Source organism: Pedobacter sp. KBW06 (genome assembly GCF_003852525.1).
GTDB lineage: Bacteria > Bacteroidota > Bacteroidia > Sphingobacteriales > Sphingobacteriaceae > Pedobacter.
On sequence record NZ_QAJL01000005.1, the window covers coordinates 510057 to 526728 of the forward strand.

The 16672-nt window shown below is 44.2% G+C and carries 15 protein-coding genes; 4 read left to right on the forward strand and 11 right to left on the reverse strand.

Going from position 1 to position 16672, the window contains the following annotated elements:
- Positions 1-40 precede the first annotated feature (40 nt).
- The 3 genes from DBR43_RS28350 to DBR43_RS28360 all read right to left on the reverse strand — a co-directional run bounded on the left by DBR43_RS28350 (position 41) and on the right by DBR43_RS28360 (position 4674).
- The gene (locus tag DBR43_RS28350; RefSeq protein WP_124586699.1) at positions 41-3400 is read right to left on the reverse strand and encodes a DEAD/DEAH box helicase; all 3360 of its coding nucleotides are present in this window, start codon (positions 3398-3400) and stop codon (positions 41-43) included.
- A gap of 53 nt (positions 3401-3453) precedes the next feature.
- Positions 3454-4038 carry an O-methyltransferase gene (locus DBR43_RS28355; protein ID WP_124586700.1) on the reverse strand — a complete coding sequence of 195 codons (585 nt, stop codon included), beginning with the start codon at positions 4036-4038 and terminating at the stop codon, positions 3454-3456.
- Between the two features lie 84 nt (positions 4039-4122).
- Positions 4123-4674 carry a 5' nucleotidase, NT5C type gene (locus tag DBR43_RS28360; protein WP_124586701.1) on the reverse strand — a complete coding sequence of 184 codons (552 nt, stop codon included), beginning with the start codon at positions 4672-4674 and terminating at the stop codon, positions 4123-4125.
- A 92-nt stretch (positions 4675-4766) separates the two neighbouring features.
- Between DBR43_RS28360 and DBR43_RS28365 the strand changes: the two genes are divergently transcribed.
- The gene (locus DBR43_RS28365) at positions 4767-5516 is read left to right on the forward strand and encodes a DeoR/GlpR family DNA-binding transcription regulator (RefSeq protein ID WP_124586702.1); all 750 of its coding nucleotides are present in this window, start codon (positions 4767-4769) and stop codon (positions 5514-5516) included.
- A gap of 63 nt (positions 5517-5579) precedes the next feature.
- Here DBR43_RS28365 and DBR43_RS28370 read toward each other — a convergent pair whose 3' ends face one another.
- From DBR43_RS28370 to DBR43_RS28405, 8 genes are all read right to left on the reverse strand, one after another.
- Positions 5580-7205, reverse strand: a complete 1626-nt coding sequence (locus DBR43_RS28370) for an NADP-dependent glyceraldehyde-3-phosphate dehydrogenase (RefSeq protein ID WP_124587017.1) — start codon at positions 7203-7205, stop codon at positions 5580-5582.
- Positions 7206-7238: 33 nt separating this feature from the next.
- On the reverse strand, positions 7239-8606 hold the full coding sequence (locus tag DBR43_RS28375) for an MFS transporter (protein WP_124586703.1): 1368 nt from the start codon (positions 8604-8606) through the stop codon (positions 7239-7241).
- A 39-nt stretch (positions 8607-8645) separates the two neighbouring features.
- Positions 8646-9305 carry a bifunctional 4-hydroxy-2-oxoglutarate aldolase/2-dehydro-3-deoxy-phosphogluconate aldolase gene (locus DBR43_RS28380; protein WP_124586704.1) on the reverse strand — a complete coding sequence of 220 codons (660 nt, stop codon included), beginning with the start codon at positions 9303-9305 and terminating at the stop codon, positions 8646-8648.
- An 85-nt stretch (positions 9306-9390) separates the two neighbouring features.
- A complete protein-coding gene (locus DBR43_RS28385) occupies positions 9391-10416 on the reverse strand; it encodes a PfkB family carbohydrate kinase (protein ID WP_124586705.1) in 1026 nt (341 codons plus the stop codon).
- Between the two features lie 6 nt (positions 10417-10422).
- Positions 10423-11823, reverse strand: coding sequence for a glucuronate isomerase (uxaC, locus tag DBR43_RS28390; protein WP_124586706.1), 1401 nt, complete (start codon positions 11821-11823; stop codon positions 10423-10425).
- Positions 11824-11945: 122 nt separating this feature from the next.
- Entirely contained in the window at positions 11946-12752 is an 807-nt protein-coding gene (locus tag DBR43_RS28395) for a DUF4350 domain-containing protein (protein WP_124586707.1), read from the reverse strand.
- 473 nt (positions 12753-13225) lie between these two features.
- Entirely contained in the window at positions 13226-13981 is a 756-nt protein-coding gene (locus DBR43_RS28400) for an arylamine N-acetyltransferase family protein (RefSeq protein ID WP_124586708.1), read from the reverse strand.
- A gap of 9 nt (positions 13982-13990) precedes the next feature.
- Complete coding sequence (locus tag DBR43_RS28405) at positions 13991-14611, reverse strand: helix-turn-helix transcriptional regulator (protein ID WP_124586709.1); 621 nt, start codon at positions 14609-14611, stop codon at positions 13991-13993.
- 147 nt (positions 14612-14758) lie between these two features.
- Here DBR43_RS28405 and DBR43_RS33465 point away from each other — a divergent pair, with 147 nt between their 5' ends.
- From DBR43_RS33465 to DBR43_RS28415, 3 genes are all read left to right on the forward strand, one after another.
- Positions 14759-14887 (forward strand): hypothetical protein, encoded by a 129-nt coding sequence (locus DBR43_RS33465; protein WP_255420981.1) that lies wholly within the window; start codon positions 14759-14761, stop codon positions 14885-14887.
- Positions 14888-15028: 141 nt separating this feature from the next.
- A complete protein-coding gene (locus DBR43_RS28410) occupies positions 15029-15538 on the forward strand; it encodes a DUF2480 family protein (RefSeq protein WP_124586710.1) in 510 nt (169 codons plus the stop codon).
- Positions 15539-16666, forward strand: a complete 1128-nt coding sequence (locus tag DBR43_RS28415) for an efflux RND transporter periplasmic adaptor subunit (protein WP_124586711.1) — start codon at positions 15539-15541, stop codon at positions 16664-16666.
- The last annotated feature ends 6 nt before the right edge of the window (positions 16667-16672 follow it).

The following is a 16672-nucleotide window of genomic DNA, read 5'->3' on the forward strand; positions in this document are numbered from 1 at the left end:
CATAAAATTTACCTTAAATTAATGTAATATTTATGTCTTATTAACTGAATAATGCGAGCAATTCTTTTTTGGTTAAGGACTTATAAATGGAAGCATCTGTTTTGATCAGGTCCCTGACGAGGTCCTTTTTAGAAGCTTGTAGTTTCATGATTTTTTCTTCAATCGTATCCGGACAAATCAGGCGGACCGCAATTACATTTTTCTGTTGCCCGATACGGTAAGTACGGTCAATGGCCTGGTTCTCTACTGCGGGGTTCCACCAGGGATCGACAAGGTATACATAATCTGCCTGTGTCAGGTTTAGCCCCACTCCTCCCGCTTTCAGGCTGATCAGGAAGACCCGGATGTCCGGATTCTCCTGGAAAGAAGCGACCACCGCTTCCCGGTTTTTGGTCTGTCCTGTCAGGTAAGCAAAAGGAATCCCCCTGTCCTGCAGTTCTTTTTTTATCAGGTCCAGCATGCCAACGAACTGGGAGAAAACGAGGATCTTGTGCTGCCTGGACTTATTCTCTATCTGCTCCAGCAATACCTCCATCTTGGCGGAAGAACTGCCATAGAACTCATCTTCACTCAATAATGCCGGAGAATTACAAATCTGCCTTAGTTTGGTGATGCCTTTTAAGACGTTCATGGTATTACTTGCCACCTCTGCATCCGTTTGGTTGGTCAGGTAATCGCGGATTTCCTTTTCATAACCATCGTAAACTTTGCGTTGATCTGCTTCCATTTCACAATAAATGACCATTTCTGTTTTATCGGGCAGTTCTTTGGCCACCTGCTCTTTTGTTCTCCTTAAGAGGAAAGGGTTGATCCTGTTTTGCAATTGTGTAGCCGCCCTGCGGTCCTTAAACTGGTCTATCGGGGTAGAGTAAATCTCTCTGAAGTATTGCTTGCTCCCAAGCAGACCCGGACAGGCAAAAGACAGTTGCCCGTAAAGATCAAAGGTGTTGTTTTCAATCGGTGTTCCTGTCAGCACCACCTTGTTCCTGGATTGCAGCAGGCGAACGGATTTATAACGTTGGGATTCCGGATTCTTAATGGTTTGTGATTCATCAAGAAAGATATAGTTGAAACGATATTCTTTCAGGAACCTGACATCGGTAAGCAGTGTGCCGTAAGAAGTGATCAGTACTTCATACTGATCAAAATCACGGTGGTCTTTAATCCGGTCTGTCCCATAAATGGTCAGTACTTTTATGGAAGGCGAAAATTTGGCAATTTCCTGCTGCCAGTTAAAAATCAGGGATGCAGGAACGACGATCAGATTGGTATTATGTCCGAGTTTTGCTCTTTGCGACAAAATGAAGGCGATGATCTGTATGGTCTTCCCTAATCCCATATCATCTGCAAGGCAGGCACCAAAATTAAATTCATCGAGGAAGTTCAGCCAGTTTAAGCCCTGTTTCTGATACTCCCTTAAGGTCGCATTCAATCCTTCCGGTATGGCAACCTCGGTAATGGTATCTGAGCCGGAAAGCCTTTTTTTATAAATGGCAAGCTGATCTTTCACCGATTCATCAAGGAGCTGATCTTCGTACATCTCTTCAATGGCTGTAAAACTGATCTTGGGGGTCTGGATGTGTTCCTCTACCACTTCCCCGGCATTGAAATATTTGGTAAACTTCGCGATCCATTCATCGGGAAGGATTCCCATTGTGCCATCATCCAGCTTTACGAATTTGTTCTTATTGCGGATAGACTGATGCAGGTGCCTTAATGAAACGACCTGATTTCCGTATTTAAGTTTTACAGCTGTTTTAAACCAATCAATTCCGCTCATCACATTGATGGAAATATTGGCCTTATGCTGGTTCAGGTTATTGTTCTTTAGCTGATTGAAACCCAATATCGTAATGCCCTTGTTCCGCCACTCTTCAAAAGCATGGAGAAACCAGCTGTTTTCTAAAAGGCGGGTCTTGTGCAGGTAAAAGCAATCGTTGCTTTCCAGCTGTTCCTCAAAATAAGGATGTTGCCTGACCACATTGGAGGTAAACTGAAGCTCTGCGGCTGTATCCCTGGATAAGGTGAAAAGATTGCCGTTACGGTCTCTGGAGCGGATTTGTTTCCTGGATAAGATGGGGATTTCCAGATCGCCATACCGCATCACCGGAGTGAGCAATACAAAATCTTCAGATTCAGAAAGGTAAATGAGCTGCTCATTTTCCAGGTCAAAGCCTTTTTCTTCGATCTGTTTTTTTGTCGCGGCCTTCAGGTAGTCGTAGGTTACTTTAACCCTGTTTTCAAGCTTGGAGAGGATGTCGTCCTGGAAAGCTTCAAATTTAGAATGGTGGATCAGCATCCGGTCATGGTGCTGTTTGAAGAAATCAATCACCCTTAAAAAATCAGGATTGTCAATCAGGTGAAGGTCCCGGTTCATCTGAATAAAATAATGATACTTCAACTGAATCTGATCCAGGGCATAATCCGTCCCATCCAGTGTCAGTTTTCCGGATACTTCATAAAACTCCTGCCGCTGACTTACATGTAAACTCATGTCTGCGGTTCCGCTTTTTAACTGTATGGGTACAATGGAGCTTGCAGTGAGGTTGCCCGATACTTTGGCATCATGAAGAAATATGTTCAGCTTTAAGGGATTCTTTGCCAGTGCTTTTAGGGCGTCCAGGTCCGAGCTCGTACGTTCTGAATTGTAGTTGTTTTGAAACTTCAGTACCCCGCTATAGAATTTCAATTCCTCCTTGCTTTCTGTCTTCCAGAGCAGGTCTGAGGGGCTTATGGTGTTTATTGGGTTTTTAAACTTGCCCTCAAGGGTGGTTTGCGCCTCTATCAGCTCCAGTGTAAGGTGACTGTAAAAGCGGTGCTGCCCAAAGACCAGTCCCATTTTATGGTTGTTTTTAGCTGCCATGGAAACCGGCAATTGCAAGCCTTGTTTTGGCAGCAGGGTATTTTTAAGCTCCTGCTTAATTTGGCCGTTTAACGGAAAAAGTTCTTTTCTAACGGTTTTGATTTTGGTGTTTCCGTTTTCGTATTCCAGCTCAAAAAAGCTGGCAAGGTTTTCTTCTTTTTCCAGGCCATAATCTTTGGCCTGCAGCCTCATCCTTTCCCCGCGCAACTTTGCATCAAAGAAAAGACGGATTGCCGGGCGTTCCATCAGGTTATACAAAGCCTGTGTCTGGTGTGTGCACAATTTGTTGCTGGTGTCTGTACAGTTGCAGGTCAGGACCGTTGTGTTTCCGCTTTGCGTCAGGCCAACTCCCGGAAAAGGAATGCTGCTGCCAGGATGACTAAAAAAAACAGCATCAATGCGGATGTCCTCGGGAAGCAGGTCGTAATACCCCCTCGCCCCCGTATCCGGTTGCTCATTGACGTGTTTTAATATAAATAAGGTGGTTAATTCCGAAAAATCAAAATCTCTTAAAATGTATTCTTTTCTAACATCCATTTCCTGCGGCAGTTCCAGATGCTAAAGGTAAGGAGAAAAAGAATTTAAGCTGACTATCTGTTTCTTTTTGTTGCAATAACCAGTCCGGTTGCCCAGCATTGCTTGGTAATCAGCAGGTCATCCCGTTTTTCCAATGTTTCCAGGAGTTTTGTTGCTTTCTCTGCATGACCTTCCGGCCAGTTGTCCTGTGGCAGCATGTCGTCAATAATGTAGAATGCACCCGGTTTAAGCAGGTTGATCGCTTCGTCGAGCATCAGGTATTTTCCATGCCAGGTATCGGCAAAAATATAGTCGAATTTTTTGGTGCTGTTTTTCTCCAGCCATTCCCCTCCATCCATACATTCCAGCTTTAGCCGCTGGTCAGTACCTAAAAAATCTCTGGCAATGGCTAAAAACCGCTCGTCATTGTCAATAGAAATCAGGGAAGATGCGGCATCCATCCCATCCAGGATCCAGGAGGTTGATAATCCTGTTCCTGTACCCAGCTCCAGAAAATCACCGCCTGGTTTTGAACCAGCCAGTGTTTTAAGCAGGGAGCAGGTCAGCACATCAGAGGCCATGGAAAATTCCGAATCTATGGTTGCTTCATTAATGGCCACGTAGGCCTCCGGGTAGGCTTGTCTGATTTCTTCTATCATTGCTAAAGGGGATTTGGTTTAATGGTATTTACTACCAGGGCAGAAGATAGTAAAATAGCAGAGAAAATAGCGCTTGTTTTAAGTTTAAGCGTCGATTAAGTTTTCTTTTTCCAGCAAGGTCAAAACTTCGCTCCAGCTTTTAACACGCACATGGTGATGTTGGTTCACATTATGTGAAGCATCAAACATAATTGCTTTCCCTTTGCAGAAGTCCAGGTTCTTACAGTGATCATCAATCAGGTAGTCGGTATCGATGATGCTCTTATCTCCGCAGAAAATGATATTCGTCCAGCTGATGAATGGAAAATGTTCTGCCAGCCATTGGTGCTTTTCGAATAAACATTGTGGAAATTCCATTGCAGCAGATACAATGTAAACCTCATAATCTTCCATTAGCTTTTTTACTGCTGCCACTGCACCTTCCATTACGGGAATCGTCCTGAAGAAGCCGGGGGTGTACACATACCTTTTGATGGCGGTTTTATCGGGGAAACCTTCAGGTTCTAAAACGCCGAGTCTTTCTTCCCTTGGTACCCTGATGCCAAATTCATTTTCGTACCAGTCCATAAATTGTTGTTCTATATCTGCAAGAACCCCATCCATGTCAATTCCAATTGTCTTTTTTATCTTATTCATGTGTTTTTCGTAAATTATTGCAACAAATATAGCAATAATTTGCAGTATATTGCAATATATAAGGTGATTTAAATCCTTATATTTGCAACAATATGATAAAGGAAGAACGATTACAACTGATCATAGAACATATCCGCAAAGAGCGAAAAGTTCTATTGGGTGATTTAAGCACGTTATTAGGAGTTTCTGAGGATACCGTTAGACGTGACATTAAAGAGTTATCAGACCAGGGTTTGCTGAAAGCCGTTCGTGGTGGTGCAATTTCCCGCTCTCCTATTCCACGACATTTTCGTGAACGTGAACATTATGACGTGAGCCATAAAGGTATCATTGCAGAAAAGGCTGTCAAGCTCATCAAAAACGGACAGGTTGTTTTGTTTGATTCCGGAACTTCTGTGCTTGCAATTGCCACGCTCCTGCCGTTGGATCTGCAAATTACTGTGATTACCAATAGTTTCCCTGTTGCCTCTGTTCTGGAAGACCATCCCTGCATAGAAGTGATTTTCCTTGGCGGAAGATTAAACAAATCTTCGTTCTCTACTTCTGGTTTTGAAGTGATCCAGACGATCAGAGGCATCCGGCCGGACATTTGTTTTTTAGGCATTTGCAGCATTGACCTGATTTCCGGCGTTACCGGAATCAGTTATGAAGATTGCCAGGTAAAAAAGGCAATGGTAGAAACATCCAAGCAGATTATCGCACTTGCGACGGTAGAAAAACTAGGTACCACAGAGCCGTATTACATCACCAGTATGAGCGATATCGATACCATTATCACTGATATTGATCCGGACCATGAAAGCCTGAAAGCTTATAAAGATGCAGGAATCAGATTGGAGTAAGCCAACTGATCCCTGCAAATGCAGATTTTTAAAACAGGCATTTAAAAACAGATGCCCCTTATCTTAAAACAGATACCTGGTGCTTAAGAAATTGGAACTGTTTCCTTCCACTATTTCATTGATCAGGTGTTTGTTGTTTTCATTTAATTTCGTTGCCACCAGGGAGCGGATCGAGAACGACCGCAAGGCATCAACCACTGATAAAGTACCTTCAGCACTGTCTTTTCTTCCTGTGAACGGAAATACATCCGGCCCGCGCTGACACTGGCAATTGATGTTTACACGGCTCACCTGATTCACCAGGGGATCGATTAATGCCGCAATCTCTTCTTCGTCATTGCTAAAAATGCTGACCTGCTGACCATGAGTAGATTCGATCAGATAATCGATCGTTTCTTCCAGATCATCGAAAGGGACAACCGGAATTACCGGCCCAAACTGCTCCTCCGTATACAGCTTCATTTCTTTGTTTACCGGATAAACAATTGCCGGATATACAAAAGATTCATTCACTGCTCCCCCATGCTCATTGATTACCGCAGCGCCATTTGCAATCGCATCGGCGATACATTCCTGCAGGTAAGCAGGTTTATGTGGCTCTGGCAGAGGTGTTAAAGAAACACCGTTTTCCCAGGGCATTCCAAATTTCAGTTGTTCCACTGCTTTGGTCAGTTCCTTTAGAAAAACATCCGCCAGTGTCCGGTGAATAAAAATAATTTTTAAGGCCGTACAACGCTGCCCGTTAAAGGACAAGGCACCCAGAACAGTTTCCTGCACCGCCAGATGAACATCTGCTTTAGCCGTGATGATGGCCGCATTTTTGGCATCCAGACCGAGGATCGCCCTCAAACGGTTTACTTTTGGATGTAATTTTTTCAGTTCATTTGCGACCTTACTGGAACCAATCAAAGTCAGCACATTGATCTGACCGGATTTCATCAGGTCAGGAATGATTTTATTTCCACGTCCATAGATCGTATTGACCACGCCTTTCGGAAAACAATCCCTAAAGGCTTCCAGTAACGGATAGTGCAATAAAGTTCCGTGTTTAGGTGGTTTAAACAACAAGGTGTTTCCCATGATCAATGCCGGAATCAAGGTCGTAAAGGTTTCATTCAGGGGGTAATTGAAAGGCCCCATACACAATACCACACCCAAAGGAGAACGTCTGATCTGGGCCACGATTCCCTGCTCAATACTGAACCTCGAAGACTGGCGGTCCAGGTCTTTAAGGGCATCTATCGTGGCATGAATGTACTCTACCGTCCGGTCAAACTCTTTGACAGAGTCGGCATAAGATTTACCAATCTCCCACATCAGCAGTTTTACGACAATTGCCTTCTTCTCTATAATCCGCCCGGTAAATTTTTCTACACAGCTGATCCTGTCGCCGACGCTCATGGTTGGCCATTCGCCTCTTCCATTGTTGTAAGCCGTAACGGCGGCATCCAAAGCTTCGGCCGCTTCCTTTTCACTACATAAAGGATACGTCCCAATCACTTTACGCTTCAAACCCTCCGGGGTTTTCAGACAGATTGGCGACAATACCTCGTGTACTTCTCCATCCCATGCACGTAGTTCACCATTGCTCAGGTATTCCCGCTGGTGAACCTCCTCTTCTAATTTAAATTCCTCCGGAATCCCATGTGCTTCCACAAAGATGGCCTGGAGCTGTTCATTAAAATTCATAGTCATATGGTCGGTTAGGTTAATCTTAGAGATTTATAAATCAGTGATCGGTGTATATTTGGGAACAAGTGATTTCATCACCACCCATGCCAGTAGATAAGCCACTGCACAAATCGCAAACATAATGGTATAGCCTGTCTGAGTATGCCCCAGCAATTTGTAATGGTCGAACAGCGCACCGCCTAATTTCGACATCACCACACCGCCCAAGCCACCGGCCATGCCACCAATTCCAATCACCGAAGCAATGCTTTTCTTAGGAAACATATCAGAAACGGTGGTGAAAATATTTGCCGACCATGCCTGGTGTGCAGATGCGCCAATTCCAATCAGGACTACCGGGATCCAGAAGCTGATGTGCCCAAGCGGCTGTGCCGCCAGTACCAGTAATGGAAATAAGGCAATGACAAACATTGCACGCATACGGCCATCATAAGGCGAATATCCTTTTTTTATGAAGTACATCGGGAACCATCCCCCGCCAATACTTCCGATCATGGTCATGCTATACAATACGGTTAAAGGCATCATAATATCTGTTCCTGTTAAGCTGTATTGTACTTTAAGGTAAGAAGGCAGCCAGAAGAGGAAGAACCACCAAACCCCGTCGGTCATGAATTTGCCGAAGGCAAATGCCCAGGTTTGTTTGTACCCTAATAATTTAAACCAGGCTACCTTTTCTGTTGGTGCGAGCTCCGCTACCGGAGTTTCCTCCTGCTGGTCACTATTGATATAAGCCAGTTCAGCTGCGTTCATCCTTTTCTGATTTTCCGGTTTATCATAAAAGACGTACCAGAAGCCCAGCCAGATAAAGCCAACGGCACCTACAATGATAAAAGCAGATTCCCATCCCCAGACTTTTGCGATCCATGGCACCGTTAGCGGCGCTAAAATGGCACCAACATTGGCTCCGGAGTTAAAGATTCCAGTGGCAAAAGAACGTTCTTTCTTTGGGAAATACTCCGCAGTGGCCTTAATCGCGGCCGGAAAATTTGCCGATTCACCAAAAGCCAGGACGGCCCTTGCCAGGATAAAACCGATTACAGAAACCGGTACCATTCCTAATCCAACCCAACTGATCAGGGCTGCTGCACTCAGGCCAATAGGGACGGCAACCGCATGCATGATCGCACCTATGGACCAGATGATGAGGGCGATGATGTATCCCCATTTCGTGCCCAGACGGTCTACAAACCTTCCTGCAAAGAGCATGGAGATGGCATATACAAATTGAAATGCCGCTGTGATATTGGCATAGTCACTATTGGTCCAGTTAAATTCTTTCTCCAGCATGGGATGCAGGAGGCTCAACACCTGACGGTCAAGGTAATTGACTGTGGTTGCAAAAAACAATAATGCACAGATTGTCCATCTGTAATTACCCATTTTAGTCTCTTTCATTATATTTGGCTTTGGTTGGTTAGGTCAATTGGCCGGGCGTTATCTGCCCGATTTTACCAGATCAATTGTCTTTCTGGTTAAGGTATCTAATTCGTTATAATCTTTGTTTTCTAATATCTCTTTACTGATCAGCTTGCTGCCCATGCCTACTGCGCATACACCTGATTTGAACCAATCGCTGATGTTGCGCTGTTCGATCTCCACTCCACCTGTAGGGATGAACAACTGTCCTGGAAAAAGATCTTTAACCGCAGACATGTAAGATGGGCCGAGAATGTTTGCAGGAAACAATTTGATCAGTCCGGCTTTCAGCTGATGAGCAGTATTGATCTCTGTAGGTGTAAAACATCCCGGAATCCATAGTAAACCTTTGGAATGAACCAATTCGCCTACTTCAGGGTTTACAATCGGACAAACGATAAAATGGGCGCCGGCGGCGATAAAATCTTCCGCTTCCTTAACTGTTTTAATCGTGCCAATTCCCAGGTGCAGGTCTTGCATTTCAGTTTTCAGGGTCTCTGTAAGCATGCTGAAATTGGCCAAAGCTGCAGGGCCACGATTGGTATATTCCAACACCCTGATTCCGGCTTTATACAATGTCCTGATGATGTCCAGGCTCACCTGAGCATCCTCAAAATAAAATAATGGCAGGATCCCCTGATCTGTGATGGCTTTTAAAGAACTTTCTTTTGTTTTCATTTGTTTATGTTTTTTTAGCGGTTACAAAGCAACATTGTCCTGTTGATTGCTTCATTTCTACCTGAACTGTTATTTGTTATTCTGTTTAAAAGGTGGTTTCATAAGCCTGAACCACCGATTGGATGTCTTCTGTTTTTGTCGTATTGAAATCAGTGGTCGTAAAGAGCTTGGCAAAGGCCGCGCTGGTGGCAAATCCAAGAATTTCTGCGGGAGGCAACTGATGGTAAAAACCATAGATCAGGCCTGCCATATAGCAGTCGCCACTTCCTATTTTTCCGCCGATCTTTTCTGCTCGGTACTCTTTGGAAACAAACAATTCATTTTCCGTAAACAAGGTGCTGTAATATTTAACACCCGTTTTAAAGTCAAACCTGAAGGTATTGGCTACCGCAGTACATTTAGGAAAGCTTGCGATAATCGCCCTGGAGGTTATTGCCGCCTGCTCCAGGTAATTTTCTTTCAGGTCTGCTTCCACCAGGCCGGCAGGCACAGGAATGCCCAGCATATTTTCTGCTGCCCAGATGTTTCCCATGATGAGGTCACAATACGGGGCCAATATTGGCATCACATCTATAGGATCTTTTCCGTATTTCCATAACTTACTTCTGAAATTCAGGTCCAGTGAAATGCGGATATTCCTTTCAGAAGCCGCCTTTAGCGCTTCTTCACATACCGCAGCAACGTCCGCATTTAATGCCGGACAAATCGCGCTGAAATGAAACCAGCCAATCCCTTCGAAAACGGCATCCCAATCAATTACTCCCGTTTTTAAGGTAGAGAAAGAAGAATAATTGCGGTCGTAAATTACCCCGGAGTTTTTGAGGTCTTTCCCGTTAGCCAGGTAATATAAACCAATGCGTTCTCCCAGGTATTGCATCCGGCTGGTGTCTATATGCAGCTCATCCAGGTGAGCAACCACCTGTCTGCTCAAAAAATTATCCGGTACCGCAGAGAGGTACGCGGAAGGAACACCCCAAAGTGCCAAAGCGGCCGCAACGTTGGCTTCTGCCCCACCTACGTAAAAAGGAAGGTTATTTTCTTTCAGCCAGGCTCCCTCTACATCCGGGGAGATCCTCAATAACAGTTCACCAAAGTTTAAAACCTTGCCCATATATCATTAAAAATTAAAATATTCTTTTGCATTGTTATAGCAGATGTCCTGAATCACTTTTCCAAGCCATTCCTGATCATCAGGCAATTCTCCATTTTCTACATCATCACCAAAAAGGTTGCATAAAATCCTTCTGAAATACTCATGACGGGGATACGATAAAAAGCTTCTGCTGTCGGTGAGCATGCCTACAAAACGACTCAGTAAGCCCATGTTCGATAAGGTATTGATCTGTTTGATCATTCCTTCTTTCTGATCCAGAAACCACCATGCAGAGCCCCATTGAACCTTTCCGGCAACTGTTCCATCATTGTAATTGCCAATCATCGTAGCCATCAACTCATTGTCGGCAGGATTTAGGTTGTACAAAATCGTCTTTGTCAGGCAATTTTGGGCATCCAGTTTATTTAAGAACTTAGACAATGCCTTTCCCTGTGGTAAATCTCCAATCGAATCAAATCCGGTATCCGGGCCCAACTGGGTCAGCAACCTGTCATTGTTGTTTCTTAAAGCGCCCAAATGGTATTGCTGGACCCATCCTTTTTCATGGTCCCATAAGGCAAACTGAAACAATAAGGCTGATTTGAACTGAGTTTTTTCTTCGATGGTTAAAGGAACTTCATTTCTGATTTTTCCATAAATATCTTTGATATCCTCCTCGGTATAATCCTCCGCATAGATCTGTTCCAGTCCATGGTCTGAAACGGAACAGCCGTTTTCGGCGAAGTAATCATGTCTTGATTTAAGCGCAGACAGGTAAGCATCCAGGTCATTTAGTTCCCTGCCTGTTAAAGCCGACAGCTGATCGATATAGGTATTCAGTGCCTGCTGATCATCTGCGTTCATTGCTTTATCCGGACGGAATGCAGGAAGCACTTTGATGTCCAGCCCATCGTTCTTTATTTTTTGATGGTGTTCCAGGGAATCCAGCGGATCATCGGTGGTGCATAAGGTTTTTACCTTCATTTTCCGCAACAGGTTTTGCACGGAATATTCAGGTGTCCGGAGTTTAGCAGTACATTCTTCATAAATCCGCTCCGCATTTGCAGGGCAAAGTACCTCGTGTACATCAAAGTAACGTTGTAACTCCAGGTGCGTCCAGTGGTATAAAGGATTTCTCAGTGTATAGGGTACAGTTTCCGCCCACTTTTTAAACTTCTCCAGGTCCGTGGCATTACCGGTAATGTAATGTTCATCGATGCCGTTTGCACGCATTGCACGCCATTTATAATGATCGCCATAGAGCCAAACCTGGGTAATATTTTCAAACATGAAATCGTTTGCAATTTGATCCGGCATTAAATGATTATGGTAATCAATAACCGGCATCTGTTTTGCAAAATTATGATATAGCGTTTGCGCTGTTTTGGTCTGTAATAAGAAATTGTCGTCTAAAAAGTTCTTCACAATAATATTTTTAAATGTATTAATTTTTATAGATAAAGCGGCAAAAAGTTATACCTCAAAAACAATTCTACATAATTATTATAAGGATTAACAGGCTTCATCCGGAATTATTTGCGCAATCGTTATAGGCAGCTTTTGATCCAGTCTGCCAGGTCCCTGGCCGCGTTTAAATTGTCAAAGGCCACAGGAAGTTTCTTTCCGTCCACGTATTCATTGTAAAGCCATGGATCACCAATGGCGAAAACCGCTCCTTTGCCGTATTTCGCAATGGCGATGACCTGGTCCCCGTCCTTATCCTTCAAAATGGATGTTGCTGCGCCACTTAATGTCAGCGTACTATATTCTTTGATGAACAGCTGCCTTGCGGTTTTAAAGAAAGGATTTCCGGGATCAACGTCTATCCGCCCCATTTCAAACTGGTTTTTAACCACCCTCCCCTTACTGTTCGTGTTGAACTGGATGCCAAATTGCCCGGCGAGCCGGTTAAAATGTTCCAGCTCTGCATTTCCGGTGTCGTTTGCCATCAGCAGCAATACCCCACCGGATTTGAGCCATGAGGTGATGGCAGAAATGTCCTGGTCGTTTACAAAGCTGGGGTTTGGATTTTCTTTTTCAATATCAGGATCAACAATGATGTATACAGAGGCTTGTTTTAAAGCGGCCTTTGTTGGCGCAGCCCTTAATGTTTCTGTCCTGAATCCTTTATCCTTAAGTACTCCCGCAAATAAGGAAAAGCCTACACCGCTGTTTTCCTCCCATTTGTAATGCCAGGACTGTGGGATGCCATTTGCATCGTTTTTGATTTCATTGTTGAAATAAGAGTCCAGCAATACCAGAGGTTTCCCGCCTAGCTGAGGTGCTGATTGGGCATATCCCGCTCCTGTGCAGAGCAAGGTAAACAAAACAGGGAAAATGGAACTTTTGCTCATATCCTGGTTAATTCTTTTGAAGATTTGGTTAGGGCCCTGTTCCGGGCTGACACAAGTCTACAAAGATTTGACAGCTAATGAAACAAATGAGCGGGAAAAAACTACGCAATCGTTAGCGTAAGCCGGACAAAACAGCGATATTGTTTAGCCTTGTAAAATCGATACAGGAACATCATAAAAAGCGTAGATAAAAAACGTTAAAATCAGCCCGGATTTCCTAAAACAAGCTCCATGTTGACACCTGATCATTGTCCATATTTGGTTCGGGATACCTTCGTACTGAGTCCACGTTACGTCCACAGTGAGTCCACATTGAGTCCACGTTTTTGAAGGAAAGATGTGGACTCAACGTGGAGTAAATATGAACTAGATCCTGACTCAGTACGACCGCATCCTGAGCGCCATACGGAGCAAGTTGTAATTGAGTTTAAACTGAAGATTTATGGAGTAGAAAAATAGCTGAACCGGGGTCTTTAGCGGCTGCTCAATTGTATGTTAAAATACTTCCGGAGATAATGATGAAATTCTGATTCCTCCTCAAATTTTTTCTCCATCAGCTCTTCAGCTTCCCGGATTTTTAAGCGTTCTCCGGTAATGGTAATTCTGCCGTTTTCTGTAGCAATTGAGCAGATTTTTTTCTTTGTGAAACTGGATTTTTCACTCGTTTGGTGGTAGATCGCCATTTCCTTAAAATCCTCAGGAACTCTGGCGGTTTCCGTAAAGATATATTCCGGAACAAAAACATCGGCTATCCGCTTTTTGACGATCAGGTACCTGCCATCGAACTTTTCTATTTGAAAATCACCATACCGGTCATGCTGCAGGATATCCAGCATGATTTTTAAAGGTTCAGCGCTGAAATCTCCAAATCCGACATCTACCAGATACCGGCTTCCATCAATTTCCGCAAGAATGGCCATATGGTCGAACTCCTGCCCGAAGCCTCCCTCCTTATTGGCTACCCTCCCGGAAATGAGTCTGACCTGAAAGCCAATATCCTTCAATAAGCCAAAGAAGGCGCCGTTCAATTCATAGCAAAATCCACCTCTGCCCCTTTCTATTAACTTGGAGAAAGCATTTTCCATTTTAATTTCTACGCCCTGATGGATGTCCAGGTTTTCAAAGGGGATATGGAGCAAATGTAAGTACTGCAGCTTTTTCAGCAAGTCGGGGGAAACCTGCAGGTCTCCCTCATAATTGATTCTTTTCAGGTAGGCAGCAGTGTCCATATACAAATATTATTTACTGATTTCGGCTATCCGATAGGCACATCTCCGGTCTCCGCTTACAATATGGTCCAGGCGGCTGATCGCTACATCATCACCCAGCACATGTTTAAAAATATTGAGTTCGGCAGCACAGAAACCCTGGCAGCTTTTTGCAGCTGCACAAATGGGGCAATGGTTTTCTATGAGCAGGTAACCTTCCTTATCCCTCGTATATTCTGCCATATATCCCTCCCGGCTCCTGATTTCCGTCAGTTTTGCAATCCGGTCTTCCAGGTTGGAAAGTGGTTCCAGTTCGTTCAGGTAACGTGTTTTTCCCGAAGCTTCACTGACGTTAATTACCGTCTGCAGGGCTTCTGCACCTAAGGTATCCCTCATGATTTCGATCAGCTTTACCGTAAGTTCTGCATGGGTATCCGGGAATTTGGCATTACCCAATGCCGTTAAGTTAAAAAACTGCTTGGGCCGCCCTACGCCCTGAGATTCATTGTAAGAACTCACGAGGCCCTCTTCCGTAAATTTTAACAACTGTAATCTTGCACCTTCATTAGTTATTCCAAGCTCCTGAGCAATTGAAGCGGCCGTTAAAGCCCCCCTGGTCTTCAATAACATTAAAAATCTGTTTGTCTTCATAATCTAATAAAACAAGTGTTTAGTTGTTTTATTCACAAAAGTACTAACTTTGCCGAACTTATCAAGGCTGAAGACCCGATTTATTGGATTTTTCAGATAAAAGCTTTGAGGAGTACAAACAACTATTCACGTATTAAACAAAGGATTATGCCAATTAAACTACAAAAAAATAGAAAAACTTCTCCTTTTGCTTCAACCGAAGCCCTTCCCATATACGTTGTTCCTTACTGGAACGTACTTTTCAGGCGCAGCTCCGGAAAGAAGTACCTGATTTAAGGTTCTTCTCCAAAATTCACATGTACAGTTAAGCGCATAAAATGCGCCAGAATTACCCGGTTCCGGTAAAGGAATTCAACCGGGCTGGAATCCCTATGCCTATAAATTAATCCTGCTGAAACACCATTTAAATATCCGCCAATGGATCCGATAATAAATAAAGTAGCACAATCAGGAATCGTTACAGTCGACCTGTTGTCTTATAAACCTGCAAAAACTGACTATTTCGCCTTCGACATGGTCCCTTACCTCTTTCATGGCTACCTGCTCCAGGAAAAACTATTCAGAGCTGAGATGAGCCTCATCGACTGGCATCAGTACCGAAATAAGGAAGTTGTCATTTATTGTTCAAACGATGCGATTGTCCCTTACTGGGCCTATGTCTTTATCGCTTCCCTTCTTCAGCCTCATGCTGCCTTTGTCTGTTTTGGAAAGCTGGAAGAGCATCAGCAGCTGATCTGGCTGGAAAGAATAAAAAACCTGGATTACTCCGCTTACAAAGACATGAAAGTGGTGCTTAAGGCCAGATCCGAGGTGCCTGAAACGCTATATGTAGCTGCAACAGGACGATTAATGGAACAGGTTCAAACCCTGATGTGGGGAGAAGCCGGCTCCCCTCTAATGATTTACAAAAGAAAAAAAACCATATAAATGAAAACAACAACATTACTATACCCGCTCTTGCTGACCGCTATTCTGACTTCCTGCAAACCTGCTCAAAACCAGGGGCAGCAAGATGCACTTCCCGAATTACCAACCCTCTTGCTGGAGCCTCAAAAAACAGCACTTTCCGTAGAATATCCCGCTACACTACAGGGAGAACAAACAGTGGAAATCAGGTCCAAGGTGGATGGCTACGTCGAGCAGGTTTATGTAAACGAAGGTAGCACGGTACGCAGAGGGCAGCCGCTCTTTAAAATTGATGCCAATAGCTATCAACAGGAAGTCAACAGCAGGAAGGCCGCAGTATTGGCTGCTGAAGCCAATCTGGAAACGGCAACCATTCAGAGCCAGAGAACAGCCGTGCTGGTAGAACGGAAGATTGTAAACACTTTTGAACTCACCTCGGCGAGGAACACCGAGCGTGTAAAAAGGGCGGAATTAAATCAGGCAAATGCCGACCTGTCTGCCGCGAAATCCAAGCTCGCTTATACGAATATCGTAAGCCCGATTGATGGTGTTGTAGGCAGTCTTCCCTATAAAATCGGCAGTTTGGTAAGCAGCACTTCCGAAACGGCACTCACTACCATAGCCAATACAAAGCAGATCTACGCGTATTTTTCCCTGAGCCAGCAGCAACTGGCTTCTTTTCTCAATAAATACGATGGACAGCAGGTAAAGGACAAATTCAGAAACATGCCGGACGTCTCCCTAACCCTCGCCGATGGAACGGTCTATGCGGCTAAAGGAAAGATTGAAACTTTAAGTGGTGTACTCAATGCCAGCACGGGGGCCGCCAATTTTAAAGCCGTATTCCCCAATCCGGAAGCGAAACTCTGGAGTGGTGCCAGTGCGGTACTGAACATTCCTACCGCTGTGAATGACGCAATCCTCATCCCCAAGAGCGCAACTTTCGAATTGCAGGGCAAACACTTTGTATTTAAAGTGGATGCCGGAAATGCGGTTCACAATACCCCAATAGACATCATGGATGCCGTGACAGAGAAAGATTATGTCGTGACCAGTGGGGTAAAATCCGGCGACAGGATCGTTACCCAGGGACTGGAGAATTTAAAAGATGGAATGAAAATCAAAACAACCCCATCCTCAGCGAAATAAGAAAAA